Raw genomic sequence first — 17416 nt, forward strand, 5'->3', positions numbered from 1 at the left:
CGCGCCCGCATGTGCGGGGGCGCGAGACGGTCTGGATTCTATCGAGATGACAACGAACAATTTGGCCAAAACCCTGGTGATCGCCGAGAAGCCCTCCGTGGCGCAAGACATCGTGCGTGCCCTCACGCCCGTGAGCGGCAAGTTTGACAAGCACGATGACCATTTCGAGAACGAGCACTACGTGGTGTCGTCGGCCGTGGGCCATTTGGTGGAGATCGCCGCGCCCGAGGAATTTGACGTCAAGCGCGGCAAATGGAGCTTTGCCCACCTGCCGGTGCTGCCGCCGTATTTCGACCTCAAACCCATCGACAAGACCAAGTCGCGCCTGGCGGCGGTGGTCAAGCTGGCCAAGCGCAAGGACGTGGGCGCCCTGGTCAACGCCTGTGACGCGGGCCGCGAAGGGGAGCTGATCTTCCGCCTCATCGAGCAGTACGCCGGTGGCAAGAAGCCGCTGGGCAAGCCCGTGCAGCGGCTGTGGTTGCAGTCCATGACGCCGCAGGCCATCCGCGACGGGTTTGACCACCTGCGCACCGACGAGCAGATGCGCCCGCTGGCCGACGCCGCCCGCAGCCGCTCCGAGGCCGACTGGATGGTGGGCATCAACGGCACGCGGGCCATGACGGCCTTCAACAGCCGCGACGGCGGCTTCTTCCTCACCACCGTGGGCCGGGTGCAGACCCCCACGCTGGCCGTGGTGGTGGAGCGCGAGGAAAAGATCCGCAAGTTCGTCAGCCGCGACTACTGGGAAGTGCACGCCAGCTTCCAGGCCCAAGCCGGGGACTACCCGGCCAAGTGGTTCGACCCGGCCTTCAAAAAGCCCTCTGGCAAAACCGCCGAAGAAGGCGCCGACCCCGAGCAGCGGGCCGACCGCGTGTGGAACGAAGCCGCCGCCCGCGCCATTGCCGACGCCTCGCGCCTGCAGCCCGCCCGTGTGAGCGAGGAAAGCAAGCCCACCACGCAAGCCAGCGGCCTGCTGTACGACCTGACCAGCCTGCAACGCGAGGCCAACGGGCGCTTCGGCTTTTCCGCCAAGACCACGCTGGCGCTGGCCCAGAGCCTGTACGAAAAACACAAGGCCCTGACCTACCCCCGGACCGACAGCCGGGCCCTGCCCGAGGACTACCTGCCCACCGTGCGCCAGACCTTCGAGATGCTGGCGCACAGCGGCATGAGCCATCTGGCCCCGCACGCCCAGACGGCGCTGGCCAACGGCTACGTCAAGCCCACCAAGCGGGTGTTTGACAACAGCAAGGTGAGCGACCACTTTGCCATCATCCCCACGCTGCAAGCGCCCAGCGGCCTGTCCGAAGCCGAGCAGAAGCTGTACGACCTGGTGGTGCGTCGCTTCCTGGCCGTGTTCTTCCCGTCGGCTGAATTCACCGTCACCACCCGCATCACCACCGTGCTGAATGCGGGCAAGGAATTCAACTTCAAGACCGAAGGCAAGGTGCTGGTCAAGCCGGGCTGGATGGCCGTGTACGGCAAGGAAGCCGCCGAGGACGTGGAAGGGGCCAAGGAGGGGGACAAGGGCCAGAACCTGGTGCCCGTGCAACCCGGCGAGACCGTGCACAACCTGCAGGCCGACGCCAAGGGCCTCAAGACCAAGCCCCCGGCCCGCTACTCCGAAGCCACGCTGCTGGGCGCCATGGAAGGCGCGGGCAAGCTGGTGGAAGACGACGAGCTGCGCGAGGCCATGCAGGAAAAAGGCCTGGGCACGCCCGCCACCCGCGCCGCCATCATCGAAGGTCTGTTGGCCGAGAAGTACATGCTGCGCGAAGGCCGCGAACTGATCCCCACCGCCAAGGCGTTCCAGTTGATGACGCTGCTGCGTGGCCTGGCGGTGGAAGAGCTGTCGCGCCCCGAGCTGACCGGCGAGTGGGAGCACAAGCTGTCGCTGATGGAACGCGGGCAACTCAGCCGCGAGGCCTTCATGCGCGACATCGCCGAGATGACCCAGCGCATGGTGCAAAAGGCCAAGGAGTACGACCGCGACACCATCCCGGGCGACTACGCCACCCTGTCCACCCCCTGCCCGAACTGCGGCGGGGTGGTCAAGGAGAACTACCGGCGTTTTGCCTGCACGGGGGCTGATGGGCATGGTGAGGGCTGCGGCTTCTCGTTCACCAAGTCGCCTGCCGGGCGCACCTTCGAAACCGCCGAGGCCGAAGCCTTTCTGCGTGACCGCCACATCGGCCCGCTGGACGGCTTCCGCTCCAAGGCCGGTTGGCCCTTTGTGGCCGAAATGGCCCTGAAGTACAGCGAGGACGACAAGAACTGGCGCCTGGAGTTCGACTTCGGCGACGACAAGGCCGACGACGAGACCGGCGAATTGGTGGACTTTGCGGGCAGCGATTCACTGGGCGCCTGCCCCAAGTGCGGCGGTGCGGTGCACGCCCACGGCAGCAACTACGTGTGTGAAAGTGCCGTGCCCACGGCGGCCCAGCCCACGCCCAGCTGCGACTTCAAGAGCGGCCAGGTCATCCTGCAGCAGACCATTGCGCCCGAGCAGATGCACAAGCTGCTGGCCGAGGGCAAGACCGACCTGCTGGACAAGTTCGTGTCCAACAAGACGCGCCGGGCGTTCAAGGCCTTTCTGGTGTGGGACGCCAAGGCGGGCAAGGTGGGCTTTGAATTCGAGGCCCGCGAAAGCAAGTTCCCGCCCCGCAAGACCGCCGGGGCGGCTGGCGCTGCCACCGGGGCCACCGCCAAGGCCGCGCCCGCCAAACGCGTGGCCCGAAAGGCTGCTCCTAAAAAGTGAGCTGCTTGCGCTTTGTTTAAAAGCGCTGGGTGCCAAAAAAGCTTTGAATTCACTCGCCCGGTGCGCGTTGTCGGTTGGCAAAGCGCACCCCCACACGCAGGCCCGGCGGGTCGCGGCCGGGGTGGGCGTCTTCCATCTTCAGCTCGGCCCCGTGCTGCTGGACGATTTCGTGCACGATGGCCAGGCCCAGGCCCGAGCCATCGACGTTGGTGCCCAGTGCCCGGTAAAAGGGTTGCAGCACCAGCTCACGCTCGTTCTCGGGAATGCCCGGGCCGGTGTCTTCCACCTGCAGGATTTGCACGCCGCTGAACGGGTCCACCAGCACCCGGGCGGTGACCACGCCGCCCGCCGGGGTGTAGTGGATGGCGTTGTCCACCAGGTTGCGCACCAGCTCGCTCAGCAGCGTGGGGTTGCCGTCCATCAGGCACTCGGGGGGCACGTTCTGGGGGCCGTCGTAGCCCAGGTCGATGTGCTTGTCCATGGCCCGGGTCACCGAGTCCTGCACCACGTCGGTCACGATGCGCGCCAGGTCGATGGTGGCCGTGGGCAGCGTGCGGCCCGTGGTTTCGGCCCGGGCCAGCGCCAGCAACTGGTTGACGGTGTGGGTGGCGCGGATGCTGGAACGGGCAATCTGCTGCAGGGAGCGGCGGATTTCGTCCTGCCGCTCTTCGCGCTGGGCCATGTCGGCCTGCATGCGCAAGCCCGCCAGCGGGGTCTTGAGCTGGTGGGCGGCGTCGGCCAGGAAGCGTTTTTGCGTGGTCAGCGAGGTTTTCAGGCGTTCCAGCAGGTCGTTGACCGACGACACCAGCGGGGCCACCTCTTCGGGCACGGCGGATTCGTCCAGCGGGCTCAGGTCGTCGGGCTTGCGGGCGCGGATGCGCAGCTCCAGGTCGTTGAGGGGGCGGATGCCCCGCACCAGCGCCATCCACACCAGCAGCACGGCCAACGGCAGGATGACAAACTGCGGCACCATCACCCCTTTGATGATTTCGGTGGCCAGCGTGGATCGTTTGGTCAGGGTTTCGGCCACCTGCACCAGCACCAGGCGGTCGTTGCCGGCCTCGGGCTGCACCCAGGCGTAGGCCACGCGCACGTCGTCGCCGTGGATGGTGTCGTTGCGCATCAGCACCTTGCCGGGCACGGGCGGAGCCTCGTCCGTGGGGGCCGGGAAGTCGGCTTCGCCACTGACGTATTCGCCCTTGAATCCTCGCACCTGGTAATACACCAGGTCCGCTTCATCGGCGCGCAGGATGTCGCGGGCTTGCCCCACCAGCTTGAGCTGGACGCGGTCACCGTGCACCCCCAGGTACTGCCCAATGGATTGGACGTTGTGTTCCAGCCCGCGGTCGAACGGCTTGCCGGCAATGCCCTGTGCCACCCACCACGTCAGGGCCAGGCTCAGGGGCCACAGCAGCAGCAGGGGCGTGAGCATCCAGTCGAGGATTTCCCCGAACAGGCTGCGCTTTTCGCGCTGGAACAGCCCGAACCCGGTCAGGCCGTGGGCGTCGTCAGCCGGGGATTTTTTCAAGGCAGTAGCCCAGGCCGCGCACGGTGGCGATGCGGATGGGGCCTTTCTCGATCTTCTTGCGCAGGCGGTGGATGTACACCTCGATGGCGTTGTTGCTCACCTCTTCGCCCCATTCGCACAGGCGCTCCACCAGCTGGTCCTTGCTGACCAGGCGACCCGCACGCTGCAGCAGCACCTCCAGCAGGCCCAGCTCGCGGGCGGACAGTTCCACCATGCGCCCGTCGATGGTGGCCACCCGGCCGGCCTGGTCGTAGGTCAGTGGGCCGTGTTTGATGGTGCTGCTGGCCCCGCCCATGCCGCGGCGGGTGAGGGCGCGCACGCGGGCTTCCAGCTCTTGCAGGCTGAAGGGCTTGGCCATGTAGTCGTCGGCCCCCAGGTCCAGGCCCTTGACGCGTTCTTCGATGCTGTCGGCCGCGGTGAGGATGAGCACGGGCAGCGTGGAACCCCGCGAGCGCAGGCGCTTGAGCACTTCCAGCCCGTGCATGCGGGGCAGGCCCAGATCGAGGATGAGCAGGTCGAATTCGTTGTTGGTCATCAGGGCCGCATCGGCTTCGCTGCCGCTGGACACGTGGTCCACGGCAGCGCCGTTGGCCCTGAGGGTGCGCAAAAGACCGTCGGCCAGAACCTGATCGTCTTCGGCAATGAGGATGCGCATGCTTGTCTCCTGGGGTGACCTGAAACCCATTTTAGTGACCCGCGCAACCCCTGGAGCGCTCAGCCGCCGCTGCCATAGGTCTCCAGCCCCAGCAGCACCACGGTGGCCACGTCGTCGCCCACGGCATCGCGGAATTCCGCCTGGGCCTGGTTCACGGCGTCCCGGTACACCTGCAGCCAGGTTGTGCCCAACGGCGTGTAGACGATGCGCCGCGCCCGCCCGTCGTCGGGGTCGGGGTGGGACTCGACCAGGCCCCAGGCCATGCACTGGCTCACCGCCGCCGCCATGGCCTGCTTGGTCATGCCCACGGCTTGGGCCAATGTGGTCAGGCGGCAGCCTTCGGCGGGCAGGTGTTGCAGCAGGTGCAGGTGGGCGCTGCCGATCTGGTCGCGTTCGGCCAGCCGGGTGAGGGTCAGGGGGGTTTGGGGATTCAAAGCCACCAGTTCGCGCACACGGTGGGTGAAACGCTGTTCCGACAGGTTGAGCATGCGCCCCAGGTGGGCATGCCGCCACAGGGCGTGGGGGCCTGAATCGGGTGGCAAGGAGGCGGGATTGGTCATGCTGCATATTAGTCATGCAAACTGACTAAAAACAAACACTGATGGCTGAATTTGCTCCTTAGAATACTGTTCATCCATCCACGCTGGATGTTTATCAGGATCGTTTGTCCAACCTTTCTCTCACAGGTGAGCGCCATGGAAGCTGCTGTCAAATCCGCCAACCCCGAAAAAGCCAAGGCTCTGCAAGCCGCCCTCGCGCAAATTGAAAAGCAGTTTGGCAAGGGCACCATCATGCGGCTGGGGGCCGGTGAGGTGATCGAGGACATCCAGGTGGTCTCCACCGGCTCACTGGGCTTGGATGTCGCCCTGGGCGTGGGCGGTTTGCCGCGCGGGCGGGTCATCGAGATCTATGGCCCGGAGTCGTCCGGCAAGACCACGCTCACCTTGCAGGTGGTGGCCGAAATGCAAAAGCTGGGCGGCGTGTGTGCTTTTGTGGATGCCGAGCATGCGCTGGACATCCAATACGCCCAGGCGTTGGGCGTCAACCTGCAAGACATGCTCATTTCCCAGCCCGACACGGGCGAACAGGCGCTTGAAATCGTGGACAGCCTGGTGCGCTCCGCCGCCATCGACCTCATCGTGGTGGACTCGGTGGCTGCGCTCACGCCCAAGGCCGAACTGGAAGGTGAAATGGGCGACTCGTTGCCCGGCCTGCAAGCCCGCCTGATGAGCCAGGCACTGCGCAAGCTCACCGCCACCATCAAGAAGGCCAACTGCACGGTCATCTTCATCAACCAGATCCGCATGAAGATCGGTGTGATGTTCGGCAGCCCCGAAACCACCACGGGCGGCAACGCGCTCAAGTTCTATTCGTCGGTGCGTCTGGACATCCGCCGCGTGGGGTCCCTCAAGAAGGGCGAAGACGTGGTGGGCAGCGAAACCAAGGTCAAGGTGGTCAAGAACAAGGTGGCCCCGCCGTTCAAGACGGCCGAGTTCGACATCATGTACGGACAGGGCATCAGCCGCGAGGGGGAAATCATCGACCTGGCCGTGTCGGCCAGCATCGTTGAAAAGTCCGGGGCCTGGTATGCCTACCAGGGCGAAAAAATCGGCCAAGGCCGCGACAACGCCAAGGAGTTCCTCAAAGAGAACCCTGAGCTGGCCTTCGAAATCGAAAACAAGGTCCGCGCGGCCCTGGGGGTGCCCCTGCTGCCCGCGTCGTCCGAAGGCAGCGCTGCGGAGTGAGGTTGCGGATGCGTGAGCCATCCTCCTCACGCCCGGGGGCCGCCTTGAGCCTGAAGGGGCGCGCCCTGCGCTGGCTGTCGCAGCGTGAGCACACCCGCCAAGAGCTGGCGCGCAAGCTCGCGGCGCACGCCGAACCCGGTGATGACCTGGATGCCCTGCTGGACGGCTTGACGGCCCAGGGCTGGTTGTCCGACGCGAGGGCCGCCGACAGCGTGGTGCATCGCCTGTCGGCCAGGCACGGGATGTTGCGCATTCGGCAGGCCCTCAAAAGCAAAGGCGTTGCACCTGAGCTGACGGAAGACGCTTTGGCGGCACTCAAGGCCACCGAACTCGATCGGGCCGCGGCCATTTGGCAACGAAAGTTCGGTGTCCCGCCTGCCGATCCCAAGGAGCGAGCCAAACAACTCCGGTTCCTGATGGCCCGGGGTTTTGATGCGACCGTGGCAGGTCGGGTGGTGGGGGGCGTCCAGCGTCCATTGGACGAGGACGGCGACCTCAGAGGTTGAACATCAACTTCAGGTTTTGTACCGCCGCACCGCTGGCACCTTTGCCCAGGTTGTCCAGCCGGGCCACGGCCACTGCGTGCCGGTGCGTGGGGTTGGCAAACACCCGGATTTCCAGGCGGTTGGTGCCATTCAGGGCCAGGGCGTCCAGCTTGGCGTCTGCGGGGTTGTCTTCCACGCTGACCATGCCTCCCCAGGCTTGGCTGGGTGCGTAGTGCTTGAGGTAGGCCTGTTTGAGGTCATCGGCATGGACCTGTCCGGGCAAGTCGGCCAGGTGCAAGGGCAACTGAACCAGCATGCCCTGGCGGAAGTTGCCCACCGACGGCACGAACAGCGGGCGGCGGGTCAGCCCTGACAGGGCCATGATTTCAGGGATGTGTTTGTGGGACAGCCCCAGTCCATACAGTTCGAACAGCGGCGCGGTGCCGGCTTCGTAGGCTTCGATCATGGTCCGCCCGCCGCCGGAGTAACCGCTGACGCTTGGCAAGGTCACTGGGTGGTCGGCGGGCAGCAGCCCTGCTGCAATCAAGGGCGTCAGCAAGGCAATGGCGCCGGTGGCGTAACAGCCGGGGTTGGCCACGCGGGTGGCCTGAACCACGGCATCTCGTTGCGCGTTGGACAGTTCCGGGAAGCCGTACACCCAGCCCGGAGTCACCCGGTGGGCGGTGGAGGCGTCGATGATCCGGGGGGCTTTCAGTCCTTGCGCGGTCAGGGCATCGACCATGGCCACGGTGTCTTTGGCCGCGTTGTCGTGCAAACACAGCAGGGTGACATCGGATCGGGCCAGCAACGCCTGTTTGGCCGCAGGGTCCTTGCGTCGCTCGGGGTCAATGCTCAGCAGCTCTATCTCGGGCAACACAGCGAGCTGTTCCCGGATTTGCAGCCCGGTGGTGCCTGCTTCGCCGTCGATGAAAACCTTGACCATCAAATACCTCTGTTGGTGTGCCGCATGCACCATGCGGCTGACAAAATCCGTCAGATTCGCACAAGATTTGTGCTGTGCAGCATGATACAGTGCGCATTGGTGCGTCAAACGCCCTGCAAGTGCGAGTCCGTCCAGCGGCCAACCACAAGCCATGCCGATGGTTCCCTCCTTCGCTGCCCAGGCCGACGCGTTCACTGTCGACTCTTGAGAGACCATCCATGAAGATTCACGAGTACCAAGGCAAGGAAATCTTGCGTCAGTTCGGTGTGCCCGTTCCCCGCGGCATTCCGGCATTCACGGTTCAGGAAGCTGTTGAGGCAGCGCAAAAGCTCGGCGGTCCGGTTTGGGTGGTCAAAGCCCAAATTCACGCCGGTGGCCGTGGCAAAGGCGGCGGCGTCAAAGTGGCCAAGAGCATTGATCAGGTCAAGGAACTGGCTGCCCAGATCCTGGGCATGCAGCTCAAGACCCACCAGACCGGTCCTGAAGGCCAGAAGGTTCGCCGCCTGTACATCGAAGACGGTGCCGACATCCAGAAAGAGTACTACCTGTCTGCCGTGACCGACCGTGGCACGCAGAAGGTTGCGTTCATTGCCTCCAGCGAAGGCGGCATGGACATCGAGGAAGTGGCCCACGCCACCCCCGAAAAAATCGTCAAGATTTTTGTGGACCCCGCCACCGGCCTGACCCAGGCCCAAGGTGAAGAGCTGGCCAAGGGCGTGGGCATGCCCGCCGACTCCGTGGCCCAATTCATCGACGTGTGCCAGAAGCTGTACAAGTGCTACATGGACACCGATGCGTCGCTGGTGGAAATCAACCCCCTGAACCGCGACAGCAAGGGCAACATCATCGCCCTGGACGCCAAGTTCAACTTCGACGCCAACGCCCTGTTCCGCCACCCCGAAATCGTGGCCCTGCGCGACCTGGACGAAGAAGATCCTGCCGAAATCGAAGCTTCCAAATTCGACCTGGCCTACATCAGCCTGGACGGCAACATCGGCTGCCTGGTCAACGGTGCCGGTCTGGCCATGGCCACCATGGACACCATCAAGCTGTTCGGCGCCGAGCCGGCCAACTTCCTGGACGTGGGCGGCGGAGCCACCCCCGAGAAGGTCACCGAAGCCTTCAAGATCATGTTGAAGAACGACAAGGTCAAGGCCATTCTGGTCAACATCTTCGGCGGCATCATGAAGTGCGACACCATCGCCACCGGCGTGATCACCGCCTGCCGTGCCGTGAACCTGTCCGTGCCCCTGGTGGTGCGCATGAAGGGCACCAACGAAGAGCTGGGCAAGAAGATGCTGGCCGAATCCGGCCTGCCCATCATCAGCGCCGACACCATGGCCGAAGCCGCCCAAAAAGTGGTGGCTGCCGTCAACGCCTGATAGCCCGGTTCACCAGAAAAGCGAGAACACGTCATGTCGATCTACATCAACAAAGACACCAAGGTCATCACCCAGGGCATCACCGGCAAGACCGGCCAGTTCCACACCGAGAAGTGCCAGGAATACGCGAACGGCAAGAACTGCTTCGTGGCGGGTGTGAACCCCAAAAAGGCTGGCGAAAAGATTTTCGACATCCCAATCTACGCCAGCGTGAAGGAAGCCGCTTCCGAAACCGGCGCCACCGTGTCGGTGATTTATGTGCCGCCCGCAGGCGCCGCTGCAGCCATCTGGGAAGCCGTCGAGGCCGACCTGGACCTGGCCATCTGCATCACCGAAGGCATTCCGGTCAAGGACATGCTGGAGGTGCGCAACCGCATGAAGGCCAAGGAAGCCGCTGGCGGCAAGAAGACCCTGCTGCTGGGCCCCAACTGCCCTGGCCTGATCACGCCCGACGAAATCAAGATCGGCATCATGCCCGGTCACATCCACCGCAAGGGCCGCATTGGTGTGGTGTCCCGCTCCGGCACGCTGACCTATGAAGCCGTGGCACAGCTGACCGAAATCGGCCTGGGCCAGTCCAGCGCCGTGGGCATCGGTGGCGACCCCATCAATGGCCTCAAGCACATCGACGTCATGAAGGCATTCAACGACGATCCTGACACCGATGCCGTGATCATGATCGGTGAAATCGGCGGTCCCGACGAAGCCGAAGCCGCTCAGTGGTGCAAGGCCAACATGAAGAAGCCCATTGTCGGCTTCATCGCTGGCGTGACCGCTCCGGCTGGCAAGCGCATGGGCCACGCCGGTGCGCTGATCAGCGGCGGTGCCGACACGGCCGATGCCAAGCTGGCCATCATGGAGGAGTGCGGCTTCAAGGTCACGCGCAACCCGTCCGAAATGGGCAAGCTGCTCAAGTCTTTGCTCTGATCAGTCCTCGCTGCGGCTTTCCACAAGGAAATGCCGCATCGTGTTGTGCACAATGGCAGCGCCTTTGGCGTTGCCATTTTTATTTGGAGAATTGGACGTGGAAGAGTTCTTGACGACGCAGTTCTGGCTGGCCGTGGGGCAGATCATCATGATCGACATCCTGCTGGGTGGCGACAACGCGGTGGTGATCGCCTTGGCATGCCGCAGGCTCCCGCCGACCCAGCGCCGAAAAGGCATCCTGTGGGGAACCGCGGGAGCCATCGCCTTGCGGGTGGTGCTGATTGTGTTTGCGTTGGCGCTGCTGTCCATTCCCTATTTGAAGGTGGTGGGGGCGGCCTTGCTGCTGTGGATCGGTGTCAAGCTCCTGGCGCCGGATGACGAGGATGACCACGGCAACATCGAGTCCAGCGACAAGCTGTGGTCCGCTGTCAAAACGGTGATCGTGGCCGATCTGGTGATGAGCATCGACAACGTGATTGCCATCGCCGGTGCCGCAGAGGGGGCGGGATCGGGGCACAAAATTCCCTTGGTGGTGTTCGGTTTGCTGGTCAGCATCCCGGTGATCGTCTGGGGCAGCCAAATGGTCATCAAGCTGATGGAGCGTTTCCCCGTCATCATCGTCCTGGGTGGCATGTTGCTGGGATGGATTGCCGGCACCATGGTGGTCACCGACCCTGGACTGATGCCTTACTTCCTCACCGAGGTTGCAGTGGATGGCAAAGCCGCACACGTCAGCGCCTGGGTGAACCATGGGGCCGGTATTGCCGGGGCTGCGCTGGTGTTGCTGGTGGGCAGCATTTTGAAGCGGCGACAGTCCGGCGCCGCTTGATTTGGGCCGCGACTTCAGGGCGCTTTTGAAGCCGGCGCATTTGTCGGCCATACTTGCGGGAGCCCATTTTCCACCGCCAGCATGAAGCCTTCCCAATCGGGTCGAAGTCGCCCTCACCGTCAAATCCTCAGCTCTGACGCCTGGGTCGGGTTGGGTTTGCTGGTGCTGGTGTGGGTTTTAAACCACTACACCGGGCTGTTCACGGTCTTGGAGAACCGGTACTTTGACAGTGCATCCGGCCTCACGGGCCGCGTGCCGTCGGACCAGGTGGTGATTCTGGCCATCGATGACGCCAGTGTGGCGCGCATTGGGCGTTGGCCTTGGCCCCGGGACGTGCATGCCAAGGTCATTGACCAACTGACCGAGGCCAAAGCCAAGGTGGTGGCATCGACCATCTTCTACTTTGAGCCCCAGGTGGATCGTGGGTCGAGTCACTTGGGCCGGATTCGCGATGCCTTGTTGCCCTTGACGAGTGTGGATGCCTCGCTTCATCCGGTGTTGCGAATGGCTGAAGACGGGTTGAAGGAGCTGGACACCGACTCGACGCTGGCCCAAAGTTTGACTCGCTCTGGGAAGGTGGTTTTGCCGCTGGTTTTTGAACTGGGGCCAGCGTATGGCTCTCCGGAGGAGCCCTTGCCCGCCTTTGCGCAAAAGAGTGTGGTGCCGACCAGTCCTGGCATTGATTTGCCGCAGGGCGTGAAGGTCCAATGGCCACTGCAAACCTTGGGTAACGCGGCACGGTCGGTGGGGCACCTCAACCATGAGCAGGATGAGGTGGATGGGGTGGTGCGCCGTGAGCCCCTGTTGGTTCAGTATGGGGATCAGTGGATGCCCAGCCTGGCGTTGGTGACGGCCATGCAGGCGTTGAACCTGAATTCCAAAGATGTGCGCTTCGCAGGGCCTGGACGTTTGCAATTGGGCGGGTTGCCGATTCCGGTGGACGAAATGGGCCGCCTGTTGCCACAGTTTTATCCGGACCAAGAAGGTCGCCCCCCGTTCGCCGTTGATTCCTTTTACGACCTTTATTCCGGGAAGATCCCGCCCAGCCGTTATGCGGGGAAGGTGGTGCTCATCGGCACCACGGCGGTAGGTGTGGGCACGGCGTTTCCCACGCCTGTATCGACGGTGACCAATCCGGTGCAAGTGCTGGCGCACAACACCTCCAGCTTGTTGAGCGGGCACTTTTTTGCTCAACCCGCTTGGGTGTCATCGTTCACCGGGGTCACCCTGCTGTGTGTGGCGTTGCTGGTTTCTGTTGGGTTGCCACGCTTGTCTGCGGCATGGGCGGCGGTGGTCACTGGGGTGACCGCCAGTCTGCTGCTGTTGGTTGGGTTTGTGTCCATCGCGGCGGTGCAGCTGTGGCTGCCCACTGTGTTGCCCGTGGGGGCATTGCTGGTGGCCTATGTGGGCTTGACCACCAAGCGCTTCCTGTTCACGGAAGCCAGCAAAATCCGCTCAGATGAAGAATCTGCAGAAACGAACCGAATGATGGGTTTGGCCCTGCAAGGTCAGGGGCAGCTGGACATGGCGTTCGACCGCTTCCGTCGGGTGCCCTTGAGCGATGGCGTGATGGACAACCTCGCCAATCTGGCATTGGACTTTGAGCGAAAGCGCCAGTTCAACAAGGCCCAGGCGGTGTACGAGTGGATGGCCACCCACAATCCCCAGTACAAGGACTTGAAGGCTCGCCTCAAGCGGGTTCGCTCGTTGTCCGAAACCGTGATGCTGGGTGGTGGCACAGGCGGCAAGACGGTCTCACTGGTCCAGCCCGATGGCGACGTGGCGCAGCCCATGTTGGGGCGTTACCGCATCGAAAAGGAGTTGGGCAAGGGGGCCATGGGGGTGGTGTACCAAGGGCGTGACCCCAAGATCGGGCGGGTGGTGGCCATCAAGACCATGGCGTTGGCCCAGGAGTTTGATGGCAGCGAGCTGGACGATGCCCGGCAGCGGTTCTTTCGGGAAGCCGAGACGGCCGGGCGTTTGCAGCATCCCCACATCGTGACCATTTACGATGCCGGTGAAGACCAGGAGTTGGCCTACATCGCCATGGAGTTCCTGAAGGGGCAGGACTTGGTGGTGTTCACGCAGCGAGGGCATTTGCTGCCGGTGGATCGCGTGTTGTCCATTGCCGCTCGCGTGGCCGATGCGCTGCATTACGCCCATGCGCTGAATGTGGTTCACCGCGACATCAAGCCCGCCAACATCATGTACGAGCCTGAAGCCGATGTGGTGAAGGTCACCGACTTCGGCATTGCCCGCATCACCGACGCCAGCCGCACCCGCACGGGCATGGTGTTGGGGACCCCCAGTTTCATGTCTCCCGAGCAGATCGCGGGCAAGAAAGTGGATGGTCGATCCGACCTGTACTCGTTGGGCGTGACGCTGTTTCAGCTGCTCAGCGGGGTGTTGCCTTACCGCGCCGAATCCATGGCCGAGTTGATGTACAAGATTGCCAATGAGCCTCCCCCTGACATTCGCCAAACCAATCCAGCCATCACACCTGCGGTGGCTGCTGTGGTGATGCGCGCCATGACCAAAGATTTGTCGGTTCGCTATGCCACAGGCCGGGACATGGCCACAGACCTGCGCAGTTGCCTGTCACAGCGGCCAGATGAGGACCGCCCATGATGTTTGAATTCAGCAGTGCGACCGATCCGGGCCGGGTGCGTGAAAACAACGAAGATGCCGTTGCGTTTGACGAGGTGTCGGGCGTGGCGGTGTTGGCCGATGGCATGGGCGGTTACAACGCCGGAGAGATTGCCAGTGCCATGGCGGTGACCTATGTCCGGACGGAGGCCAGCCACTGGCTGCAAGGGGTGGGTGCCAGGGCTGCGGACGAAGACGTTCGACGTGCTTTGGAGCAGTGTGTGGCGCGAGCCAACCTCAGCATCTACAACGCGGCCATGGCCAACACCCAATACAGTGGCATGGGCACCACCATCGTCGCCGGTGTGTTCGATCCGCGGCGGGTCATTCTGGCCCATGTGGGGGACTCTCGCTGCTACTTGCTCAGAGAGGGGCGGTTGACGCAACTGACCCGCGATCATTCGCTGTTGCAGGAGCAGATTGATGCGGGGCTGATCTCCTTGGAGCAGGCCAAGGTCGCCACCCACAAGAACCTGGTCACCCGCGCGCTTGGGGTGGACACCTCCGTACAGGTGGACGTGCAACAACACCTTCCGCGGGAAGGTGACCTGTACCTGATGTGCTCCGACGGGCTGACTGACATGGTGGATGATTCAGAGATCCAGGCGTTGCTCACGGTGCCTGGAACGTTGCAGGACCAAGCCCATGCACTGGTGCGTGAGGCCAACGGAGCGGGCGGTCGCGACAATATTTCCGTCCTGCTGGTGCAAGTCAGGGCAAAATCGGAGCCTTTGGGCTTGTTTGCCCGCATGCTGCGCAAGCCATGACGCTTGTGAGCCAGAAAACAAGAATGGACAGGAGTCGGCCGTGCCGAAAATGATCATCTCGATAGATGGTGTGGTGGTCAAAGAAGTGCAATTGACCAAGGACCGCACGACGCTGGGCCGTCGTCCCTACAACGACGTGGTGATCGACAACTTGGCCGTCAGTGGGGAACATGCGGTGCTGCAAATGAGCGGGGTCGATGTCCACATCGAAGACCTCAACAGCACCAATGGCACCTACGTCAATGGCAAGGCCGTCAAGAAACAGTTGCTCAAGCACAACGACACCATCGAGGTCGGCAAGCACAAAATCAAGTTTTTGAACGAGCAGGCCGGAGCGGGTTTTGAACGCACGCAGGTCATTCGGCATCCCGTGGCCCCTGCAGACCAGTCGCCCCTGGGGGGTGCTGCCATCAAGGTGCTGTCTGGCGCGGCGGCTGGACGGGAGGTGACCCTGGTCAAGGTGGTCACCACCATTGGCAAGCCGGGTGTGGCGGTGGCGTCCATCACCCGCCGTCCGCACGGCTATGTGGTGGCCAAGGTGGAAGGCAGCTCTCCTCCCACGCTCAATGGCCAGGCCCTGGATGCCGAGCCCCAAATGCTCCACCACGGTGACACGCTGGAGCTGGCGGGAACCAAAATGCAGTTTGTGATGATTTAAGCCTCCACCGCTTTTTGCGTGGAGGTTTTGTGCTATTTATTTTGAAGTATTGGGTGCGAGGGCTTGTGGCCGTCGTGCCGCTGGTGGTGACGTTGCTGCACGTCACCGGTTGGGTGAGGTTGACGCCCCTGGACTGGGCTGACAACCTCGCTCATGACATGCGTTTGCGTGCCACCATGCCCCGCACGCTGGACGAGCGCATTGTCATCGTTGACATCGACGAAAAGAGTTTGGCCGAGCAAGGTCGGTGGCCTTGGTCTCGCACGGTGTTGGCTGATCTGACGGACCGCCTGTTTGATGACCAGCACGTGGCGGTGGTCGGTTTTGACATGGTGTTTGCCGAACCCGAGCAGTCATCCGACACCCTGTTGCCCGATGAGCGTTTCGCCCAGAGCATGACGGGCCGCCGGGTGGTGCTCGGGCATTACTTCAGCTCGGATCGCCAGGGGCAGCATGGTGGGCAACTTCCTCGTTCCGTCATGACCACTCACGATCTCCGTGGGGCACGTGTGGTGTCTTGGGACGGCTACGGTGCCAATGTGCCCGGTCTCATGTCTGCCGCATGGGATGGGGGTGCGTTCAATGCCCTGGTGGATGATGACGGCGTCATCCGGGCGGTGCCCTTGGTGTCCGAATACCGGGGGCACATTTACGCGTCGTTCGCGTTGAGCGTGTTTCGTGCTTTGTTGGGCCCCACGTCCGTCGAGCCGGGTTTTGCCGGGGGGGGCGTGGATCGTTTGGTGTTGCGCCAGGCGGCACAGGCGCTTGCCGTCCCCGTGGACGCACGGCTCAGCACGCTGGTGCCTTACCGGGGTCCAGGCGGACCCAGCGGCGGCTCTTACACGTATGTGTCAGCGTCCGACATCCTCCATCGACGGGTGCCCGCGAACGCACTGCAAGGCAAGGTGGTGTTGGTGGGCACTTCGGTGCCGGGTTTGCAGGATGTGCGCGTCACCCCTGTCGGCCCAGCGTACCCTGGGGTGGAAGTACACGCCAACCTGATTTCAGGTTTTCTGGATGGCAACGCCCCCACGCGGCCCGACTACGCGCCCGGATACGAACTGGTGGTGGTGGCCTTGAGCGGGCTGCTGCTGGCCGTGGTTCTGCCGCTGGTGTCGCCGTGGTCAGCCGTGGGCTTGCTGTTGGGTGTGTGGGGTTGTTTGGTTGGGTTGAACACCTGGCTGTACATGGTCCATGGCCTGGTCATGCCCTTGGCGGGCGGCCTGTTCATGGTGGTGTTGTCGTTCGGGCTTCACATGGCCCATGGGTACCTGACGGAGAGCCGATCCAAGCGCCATTTGGCGGAGCTGTTTGGCAGCTATGTGCCGCCGGAACTGGTCAATGAAATGCTCAAAGACCCAGGCCGCTACACCATGCAGGCCGAAGAGCGTGACCTGACGGTGATGTTCTGCGACATCCAGGGCTTTACCCTCATGGCCGAAAGCCTTCCCCCCTCCACACTCCAAGCCCTGTTGAACCATGTGTTCAATGAACTGGGTCATGTCATTCGGGCCCATGGCGGCACCATCGACAAACACATGGGGGACTGTGTCATGGCGTTCTGGGGGGCACCCGTGCCATGTGAGGACCACGCCCACCAAGCCGTTAAAGCGGCCTTGGCCATCGTGGATGCCATGGAGTCCATCAACCGCCACGGTCAGGCAGTGGGTTGGCCGTTTCTGCGGGTGGGTGTGGGCATCAACACCGGCAAGGTGCTGGTGGGTGACATGGGCTCAGACGTGCGGCGGGCGTACACGGTGATTGGAGATGCGGTGAACGTGGCCGCACGATTGCAAGAGTTGACGCGTGTGCATGGCGCAGATGTGTTGGTGGGCGAGGCCACACAGCGGCAAGTGATGCGTTTCCATCCAAAGGGATGGCTTTGGACGGATCGGGGCGAGGCGGTCTTGCGGGGGAAAGCGGGCGGCGTGTGTGTGTTTGGCGTGAGTCGTGGGGATCAAGGATTCTGAAGGACAAAAAATGTCAGTCCTCTGCGACCTTGCTCAGTGTCGTTGCACAAAAACGTTTGCCAACACTGGGTGTAAACGCTCAAACAGGGTCCAAAAATGTCATCTTTTCAGCGCATCAGGTGT

General features: G+C 63.1%; 14 protein-coding genes. 10 read left to right on the forward strand and 4 right to left on the reverse strand.

Annotated elements, in window-relative coordinates:
* Positions 1 to 61 precede the first annotated feature (61 nt).
* A complete protein-coding gene (locus ACYVB7_RS14505) occupies positions 62 to 2758 on the forward strand; it encodes a DNA topoisomerase III (RefSeq protein WP_460509314.1) in 2697 nt (898 codons plus the stop codon).
* 49 nt (positions 2759 to 2807) lie between these two features.
* On the opposite strand, the gene ACYVB7_RS14510 is transcribed toward ACYVB7_RS14505, so the two are convergent.
* From ACYVB7_RS14510 to ACYVB7_RS14520, 3 genes are all read right to left on the reverse strand, one after another.
* Positions 2808 to 4190: a sensor histidine kinase N-terminal domain-containing protein gene (locus tag ACYVB7_RS14510; protein ID WP_460509315.1), complete on the reverse strand. Its 1383-nt coding sequence runs from the start codon at positions 4188 to 4190 to the stop codon at positions 2808 to 2810.
* Positions 4191 to 4266: 76 nt separating this feature from the next.
* Positions 4267 to 4941: a response regulator transcription factor family protein gene (locus tag ACYVB7_RS14515; RefSeq protein ID WP_460508959.1), complete on the reverse strand. Its 675-nt coding sequence runs from the start codon at positions 4939 to 4941 to the stop codon at positions 4267 to 4269.
* Between the two features lie 59 nt (positions 4942 to 5000).
* A complete protein-coding gene (locus ACYVB7_RS14520) occupies positions 5001 to 5501 on the reverse strand; it encodes a MarR family winged helix-turn-helix transcriptional regulator (protein ID WP_460508961.1) in 501 nt (166 codons plus the stop codon).
* A gap of 135 nt (positions 5502 to 5636) precedes the next feature.
* Between ACYVB7_RS14520 and recA the strand changes: the two genes are divergently transcribed.
* Entirely contained in the window at positions 5637 to 6686 is a 1050-nt protein-coding gene (recA, locus tag ACYVB7_RS14525; RefSeq protein ID WP_460508963.1) for a recombinase RecA, read from the forward strand.
* 8 nt (positions 6687 to 6694) lie between these two features.
* Positions 6695 to 7192, forward strand: coding sequence for a regulatory protein RecX (gene recX / locus ACYVB7_RS14530; RefSeq protein WP_460508965.1), 498 nt, complete (start codon positions 6695 to 6697; stop codon positions 7190 to 7192).
* Here recX and argC read toward each other — a convergent pair.
* Complete coding sequence (argC, locus tag ACYVB7_RS14535; RefSeq protein ID WP_460508967.1) at positions 7182 to 8114, reverse strand: N-acetyl-gamma-glutamyl-phosphate reductase; 933 nt, start codon at positions 8112 to 8114, stop codon at positions 7182 to 7184. The genes recX and argC overlap by 11 nt on opposite strands.
* A gap of 218 nt (positions 8115 to 8332) precedes the next feature.
* On the opposite strand from argC, the gene sucC reads away from it, so the two are divergent.
* The 7 genes from sucC to ACYVB7_RS14570 all read left to right on the forward strand — a co-directional run bounded on the left by sucC (position 8333) and on the right by ACYVB7_RS14570 (position 17293).
* Positions 8333 to 9496: a succinate--CoA ligase subunit beta gene (sucC, locus tag ACYVB7_RS14540; protein ID WP_460508969.1), complete on the forward strand. Its 1164-nt coding sequence runs from the start codon at positions 8333 to 8335 to the stop codon at positions 9494 to 9496.
* 33 nt (positions 9497 to 9529) lie between these two features.
* Positions 9530 to 10423 carry a succinate--CoA ligase subunit alpha gene (gene sucD / locus ACYVB7_RS14545; RefSeq protein WP_460508971.1) on the forward strand — a complete coding sequence of 298 codons (894 nt, stop codon included), beginning with the start codon at positions 9530 to 9532 and terminating at the stop codon, positions 10421 to 10423.
* A 97-nt stretch (positions 10424 to 10520) separates the two neighbouring features.
* Positions 10521 to 11252 (forward strand): TerC family protein, encoded by a 732-nt coding sequence (locus ACYVB7_RS14550; protein WP_460508973.1) that lies wholly within the window; start codon positions 10521 to 10523, stop codon positions 11250 to 11252.
* Positions 11253 to 11333: 81 nt separating this feature from the next.
* On the forward strand, positions 11334 to 13880 hold the full coding sequence (locus ACYVB7_RS14555; RefSeq protein WP_460508975.1) for a CHASE2 domain-containing serine/threonine-protein kinase: 2547 nt from the start codon (positions 11334 to 11336) through the stop codon (positions 13878 to 13880).
* Positions 13877 to 14665 carry a PP2C family serine/threonine-protein phosphatase gene (locus tag ACYVB7_RS14560; RefSeq protein ID WP_460508977.1) on the forward strand — a complete coding sequence of 263 codons (789 nt, stop codon included), beginning with the start codon at positions 13877 to 13879 and terminating at the stop codon, positions 14663 to 14665. Before ACYVB7_RS14555 ends, ACYVB7_RS14560 begins: the two co-directional genes overlap by 4 nt.
* Positions 14666 to 14705: 40 nt before the next feature.
* Positions 14706 to 15323, forward strand: a complete 618-nt coding sequence (locus tag ACYVB7_RS14565; RefSeq protein WP_460508979.1) for an FHA domain-containing protein — start codon at positions 14706 to 14708, stop codon at positions 15321 to 15323.
* 53 nt (positions 15324 to 15376) lie between these two features.
* Complete coding sequence (locus tag ACYVB7_RS14570) at positions 15377 to 17293, forward strand: CHASE2 domain-containing protein (RefSeq protein ID WP_460508981.1); 1917 nt, start codon at positions 15377 to 15379, stop codon at positions 17291 to 17293.
* Positions 17294 to 17416 lie beyond the last annotated feature (123 nt).

This window comes from Hydrogenophaga soli (assembly GCF_054777695.1).